This is a genomic window from Ilumatobacter nonamiensis YM16-303 (assembly GCF_000350145.1).
Taxonomy (GTDB): Bacteria; Actinomycetota; Acidimicrobiia; order Acidimicrobiales; family Ilumatobacteraceae; genus Ilumatobacter_A; species Ilumatobacter_A nonamiensis.
The window spans coordinates 1-4545 of sequence record NZ_BAOL01000292.1; the positions used below are offsets into that span (position 1 = coordinate 1).

Genomic DNA, 4545 nt, shown 5'->3' on the forward strand with positions numbered 1-4545 from the left:
CGCTCCGTGCGCGAACTGTTCACGAGAACGGCGACGGGAGAGGACCGATGAGCGTGCTGGTGGTGGTCGAACACGACCGCGGCGAGATGGCCGATGCCTCGCTGGAGGCGTTCGCCTTCGCGGGCGACCTCGGTGCGCAGCTCGGGGTCGATGTCGAGGCGCTGCTGATCGGTGCGTCCGCAGGCGCGCTCGCCGATGCGTGTGCGGCGCATGGAGCTGTGACGGTTCATCACACCGACCACGAAGCTCTGGTCGACTACGGGCCGGAGGCGTACGGATTCGTGGTGGCAGCCGCCGTGGAGTCGCTGTCACCCGCCGCTGTGGTCGCGTCCGGAACCGACCGAGGCAACGAGGTGCTCGCCTCGGCCGCGGCCAGACTCGACCTTCCCTTCGTCGCGAACTGTCTCTCCGTGACGGCTGAATCGTGGGAAGTCACCCGGGTGCAATGGGGCGGTTCGCTCAACGAGGTCGCACACCTCGAATCCGCGACGCCGGTTCTGTCCGTCGCGCCGCACGCCGTGACTTCGAACCCACCGGCCGATGGATCGAGCGCGAGCGTGCAGACCCTGGACGTCGACCTTCCGGACTCGGTGGTCGCGACGATGATCCAGGATCGGATCGTGCTCTCGGAAGGCGTCACGCTCGCGACGGCGCCGGTGGTCGTGGGTGGTGGTCGTGGCGTCGGATCCGCCGAAGGCTTCGACGTGCTCGAAGCGCTGGCCGGTCGACTCGGTGGTGTCGTCGGTTGTAGTCGCGCGGTCACCAACAACGGTTGGCGACCGCACTCGGACCAGGTCGGCCAGACCGGGACGCGCATCGCGCCGCAGCTGTACATCGCCTGCGGGATCAGCGGCGCGATCCAGCATTGGGTCGGGGCGAAGGCCGCGAAGAAGATCCTCGCGATCAACACCGACCCCGCCGCGAACATGGTCGTGAAAGCCGACTACGCGATCATCGGCGACCTGTTCGAGGTGCTTCCCGCCATCACCGCCGAACTCTGACGACAGCCCAGCCCCCTGGGTTCTCGTCGCGATCTTGCCCCGATTTCGGGCAGATGCGCGACGAGAACGGAAGTGGTGGGGAGATGGCGTGGGGGCGGGCTTCGTTCCGCGCGGAGTCCAGCGGCCACGATGGGTGAATGGATTTCGACCTCGACCAGACCGACGCGTTGCTCTCGACCACGCGAGCGGTGCGCAAGCGCCTCGACTTCGACCGCGAGGTTCCGGATGATGTGTTGCTCGAATGCCTCCAGCTGGCTGTGCAGGCGCCGACCGGATCGAACCAGCAGGGCTGGCGGTGGATGGTCGTGCGCGACGCCGACAAGAAGCAGGCGCTCGCCGACCTCTACAACGAAGCGGGAGGCGAGTACCTCGCGTCGGCCGCGCGGGATGCTGACCAGGCCAGCCAGCAGGGTCGCGTGATCGACTCGGCGAACTTCCTCGCGCAGAACCTCGGCAAGGTGCCGGTGTTGTTGATTCCGCTCATCATCGGTCGCCTGCCCGACAACTCGGCGAATGCAGCTGCCGGGTTGATGGGCTCGATCATGCCCGCGATGTGGAGCTTCCAACTCGCCCTGCGCAGCCGTGGGCTCGGGAGCTGCCTCACCACGCTCCACCTGGGCAAGGAGCAGGAGGCTGCGGACCTGCTCGGGATCCCCGACCACATGACGCAGGCAGGACTGCTCCCCGTGGCCTACACGAAGGGCACCGACTTCCAGCCGGCCAAACGCGACGACGTCGCGAAGATCACGTACCTCGACACCTACAAGAACCCGATCCGCCCGGACTGAACCGCGGCGACCGGACCCGGTCGGTCACTGATACGTGACGTCGAGTTCGAGGTGTTCGAGTCCGCGGAGGATGAAGCTGCTGCCGTAGCGGAGCGATTCGGGTTCGACGACCGAGATCGTGTCGAGGCGCGCGGCCATCACCTTCAACGCCGTGACGGCTTCCAACCGCGCGAGCGCGGCCCCGAGACAGAAGTGGATGCCGTGGCCGAACGCGATATGACTGTTGAGTCGTTCTCGGTCGGGGTTGAACGCCTCGGGATCGTCGAACACCCGGTCGTCGTGATCGGCGGATCCGTACATGATCCACACGGTCGAACCCTTCGGAATCGGTGTGCCCGCGACCTCGGTGTCCTCCTGCACGATCCGGAACAGCCCCTGGTTGGGGCTTGCCCAGCGCAACGCCTCCTCGACGACCTTGGGCGCTCGAGACGGGTCGGCCTTCAGTCGCTCCCACTCGTCGGGGTGTTCGGCGAGTTGCACCATGAGGTCGGCCAACAGACTCGCGGTCGTCTCGCTCCCCGCAACCTGGATCTGACGGATGATCGACAGCATCTCGGGCGTGTCGAGCGGTCCGCCCTCGACTTCGTCATCGGCCGTCAACTCGGCGTTGAGCAGATCGGTGAGAAAGTCGTCGCGCGGGTCGTCCCGACGGGCGTCGAGTTCGCTGACGAAGTAGTGCTGCTGCTCCAGGATGTCGCGCTCGGCGGCGACACGCTCGTCGTCGGTGATCGCTCGCCCGATCGCCGCGACCGATGAGTCCGCCCACCGCTTGAAGTCCTCGCGGCGCCGGTCGGGGATCTCGAGGATCGTCGCGACCGCGGCGATCGGGAGCGGCACGGCGAACTTCGCGATGAAGTCGACACGCGACTCCTCGCCGAAGTCGTCGACCAGCGTCTCGCAGATCTGCCGAAGGGCGGGTTCGAGGCGGGAGACCCGTCGCGGCGTGAACGCCATCGAGACGAGCCGGCGGTAGCGCGTGTGCGACGGCGGGTCCTCGGTGAGCAGCGTCGACACGCTCGGCCAGCCGTCGACCATCACCTCCTTCAGTCGTGCCATCAGCTCGGGTGATGGCTTGGCGGAAGCCCCACCGAAACGCGACGAGAACGTCGTCGTGTCGTGGAGGATCCGCTTCACGTCTTCGTGGCGCGACACGGCGAAGACGCGTTCGTTCAGGCGGCCGAGGGAGGCGCCGTCCAACTCGAGCACCGGCGCTTCGTCGCGCATGTTCCGGTAGTGCTCGTACGGACACTGGACGACGGCGTCGTCGGTCGCGTCGAAGCTGACCGTCGAGCTCATCGGCCGATCTCCTGGTGGTCGTTGCGGTACGCCGTCATGGCGCCCATGATGGCCGTCGCACCACTGCCTTTCCGTTGTCGGAGCGATGCGGTGATCGGATCGGCGGCTCGAATGCCGGCCTTGACCGCGCAGGTCATTGTGTCCCCCGGTGGCCGCGCGACGATGACGGCATGACCGAAGCCACGAACGACGCCACCGCCTTCCTGCACGACTCGATGAGCCTCACCAAGACGCTGGGCGTTCGTGCCGTCGCGAGTGCGTCCGACCGCGTGGTGCTGGAACTCGACTGGTCGCCCGACCTGCTCACGGCCGGTGGGCTCCTCCACGGTGGTGCGGTCATGGCGCTGGCGGACTCCGCGGGTGGCCTGTCTGCATTTCTCAACCTCCCCGACGGCGCGGTCGGCACCTCCACGATCGAGTCGAAGACCAATTTCATCGGCGGAGTGAAGGAGGGCGACACGCTGCGGGCCACGTCCTGTCCGCTCCACGTCGGCGGGATGACGATCGTCGTCGAGACCACGCTCACCGTCGGCGATCGACTCGTGGGCAAGGTCACCCAGACGCAGACGGTGCTGCATCCGCGGTCCTGATCCGCCGGCTCGGCCGTCGGTTGCGTAGCGTCGCCGCGATGACCGATGAGCTGCAGTACGAAGTGAACGGACACATTGGCGTGATCCGTTTCAACCGACCCGACCGGATGAACACGATCACGATCAGCATGCTCGCGGGCCTGTCGGAGCGGCTGCTCGAGGCGGACCGAGATCCCGACGTGCGGGTGATCATCCTGACCGGCAACGGGCGCGCCTGGTGTGCCGGGCTCGACGTCGGCGCTGCCGCTTCCGGTGACGGCATCGGCGGTGACACCGACAACATGGGCGGTGGCGACTTCAACCTGCGCGATGCTCCGCCGATCGTCTTGAACAAGATCGACACGCCCACGATCGCCGCGCTCAACGGCGGTGCCGCCGGGTACGGAATGGATCTCGCGCTCGGTTGCGACATCCGCATCGCCGCCGACACCGCCAAGTTGTCGGCGGCCTACACGGCGCGTGGACTCGTCCCGGAATCGGGCGGGACGTGGCTGCTCCCTCGGATCGTCGGTTGGTCGAAGGCGGCGGAGCTGCTCTTCACGGCACGCACGTTGACCGCCGCAGAGTCGTTGGACCTGGGGCTGGTCAGCAACGTGGTTCCGGGCGACCAGTTGACGAAGGTGGCGAACGACCTCGCCCTGGAGATCGCCACGAACGCGCCGATGGCGATCCGCGCGGCCAAGCGTTTGATGCGTCACGGCATGACCGAGGACTTCGAGGACCACGTGCAACGCCAGTACCTCGCTCTGCTCCCGTTGTTCGCGAGCCAGGACTTCCGGGAGGGGCTGGCGAGTTACCTGGAGAAACGCCCGCCCGAGTTCCGCGGCGCGTAACCGTGGACCATCCGGTGTCTGACACCCGATGGCACCG

Annotated in this window: 5 protein-coding genes; 4 read left to right on the plus strand and 1 reads right to left on the minus strand. The window is 67.1% G+C overall.

Annotation, left to right across the window (positions count from 1 at the left end; genetic code table 11):
• The first annotated feature begins 47 nt into the window (after window positions 1–47).
• Both ON45_RS19855 and ON45_RS19860 read left to right on the plus strand, forming a co-directional pair.
• Window positions 48–1001, plus strand: a complete 954-nt coding sequence (locus tag ON45_RS19855; RefSeq protein WP_040496407.1) for an electron transfer flavoprotein subunit alpha/FixB family protein — start codon at window positions 48–50, stop codon at window positions 999–1001.
• A 137-nt stretch (window positions 1002–1138) separates the two neighbouring features.
• Complete coding sequence (locus ON45_RS19860; protein ID WP_040496400.1) at window positions 1139–1789, plus strand: nitroreductase family protein; 651 nt, start codon at window positions 1139–1141, stop codon at window positions 1787–1789.
• Between the two features lie 24 nt (window positions 1790–1813).
• Here ON45_RS19860 and ON45_RS19865 read toward each other — a convergent pair whose 3' ends face one another.
• Window positions 1814–3085 carry a cytochrome P450 gene (locus ON45_RS19865; protein ID WP_040496402.1) on the minus strand — a complete coding sequence of 424 codons (1272 nt, stop codon included), beginning with the start codon at window positions 3083–3085 and terminating at the stop codon, window positions 1814–1816.
• A 170-nt stretch (window positions 3086–3255) separates the two neighbouring features.
• Here ON45_RS19865 and ON45_RS19870 point away from each other — a divergent pair, with 170 nt between their 5' ends.
• On the plus strand, window positions 3256–3675 hold the full coding sequence (locus ON45_RS19870) for a PaaI family thioesterase (RefSeq protein WP_040496403.1): 420 nt from the start codon (window positions 3256–3258) through the stop codon (window positions 3673–3675).
• Between the two features lie 38 nt (window positions 3676–3713).
• Window positions 3714–4508, plus strand: coding sequence for an enoyl-CoA hydratase/isomerase family protein (locus tag ON45_RS19875; RefSeq protein WP_040496405.1), 795 nt, complete (start codon window positions 3714–3716; stop codon window positions 4506–4508).
• The last annotated feature ends 37 nt before the right edge of the window (window positions 4509–4545 follow it).

Bases quoted from the DNA above. Each gene is read 5' to 3' on its own strand.
- ON45_RS19855 (WP_040496407.1), top strand. From the start codon at position 48: ATGAGCGTGCTGGTGGTGGTCGAACACGACCGCGGCGAGATGGCCGAT.
- ON45_RS19860 (WP_040496400.1), top strand. From the start codon at position 1,139: ATGGATTTCGACCTCGACCAGACCGACGCGTTGCTCTCGACCACGCGA.
- ON45_RS19865 (WP_040496402.1), bottom strand. From the start codon at position 3,085: ATGAGCTCGACGGTCAGCTTCGACGCGACCGACGACGCCGTCGTCCAG.
- ON45_RS19870 (WP_040496403.1), top strand. From the start codon at position 3,256: ATGACCGAAGCCACGAACGACGCCACCGCCTTCCTGCACGACTCGATG.
- ON45_RS19875 (WP_040496405.1), top strand. From the start codon at position 3,714: ATGACCGATGAGCTGCAGTACGAAGTGAACGGACACATTGGCGTGATC.